The 777-nt window shown below is 52.8% G+C and carries 1 protein-coding gene and 1 pseudogene; both read right to left on the bottom strand.

What is annotated here, in order from left to right; translation table 11 throughout:
- Window positions 1-554, bottom strand: a 554-nt coding sequence (locus AOQ29_RS06695; RefSeq protein WP_061993706.1) for a ribonuclease HII, incomplete at its 3' end; no start/stop codon positions are given.
- Window positions 547-777 (bottom strand): annotated as a pseudogene (rbgA, locus tag AOQ29_RS08285) (ribosome biogenesis GTPase YlqF); the annotation flags it as partial. The pseudogene rbgA and the gene AOQ29_RS06695, both read right to left, overlap by 8 nt.

Here is a 777-nt window from a genome sequence, read left to right on the forward strand (position 1 = left end):
TCGCCCTTGATCAAGGATTCTTGGGGGATGTCTAGGTCAACGGTCATCGCATCGATTAAGAGGTAATCGGCGGGTTGGTCCAGGTTTTCAATCGCCGCTTTCATGGCGAGTCGACTAGCCTGGTAGATGTTAACTTGATCAATGGTTTGGGCATCAATCACACCGACCCCGTAAGCAATGGCCTCGTCCTTAATGGTTTCGACGTACTCCAACCGGTGCTTTAAGCTGACCTGTTTGGAATCAATTACGCCATACTGGTCAAAGGTCGGTGGTAGAATCACCGCGGCGGCCACGACGGGACCAGCTAGCGGCCCCCGACCAACTTCATCAACCCCGGCAATGGCGGAATAGCCTGCCTGCCAGAGACGGTCTTCCTCGCTAAACCGGGCTAAAAATGCAGCCTTTTGGTCGGCTTTGGCCTGAAGACGTTTGTCAAAGGCAGCTAAGGCCGCAACAACCCCCTTGCGGGTGTCTTGACGCCACTCGGTTAAGCGGGCATCATCGGCCTGGGCGCTTTGCAAAGCGGTTTTAATTTGAGCGATTGTCTCACTCATTGATCAAATCCAGGGTATAGGTCCCGAGCTTCCCCTGGCGGAGGTCATTTAAGATTCGGACAGAAGCCTTCTCGTAATCATCTTTAAAGCCGAGCTTGGCAGTGATGTTCATTAACAAATCAACATCGCTCTGGTCGTAGGCATTTTCGGCCAAGTGGTAGCGGTCGATAATGGCTTGGGGGTTGTAAGTACGGAAGAAGCCGAGCAGCGTCAAAACAGCATC

The organism is Fructobacillus ficulneus, assembly GCF_001047075.2.
Taxonomy (GTDB): domain Bacteria; phylum Bacillota; class Bacilli; order Lactobacillales; family Lactobacillaceae; genus Fructobacillus; species Fructobacillus ficulneus.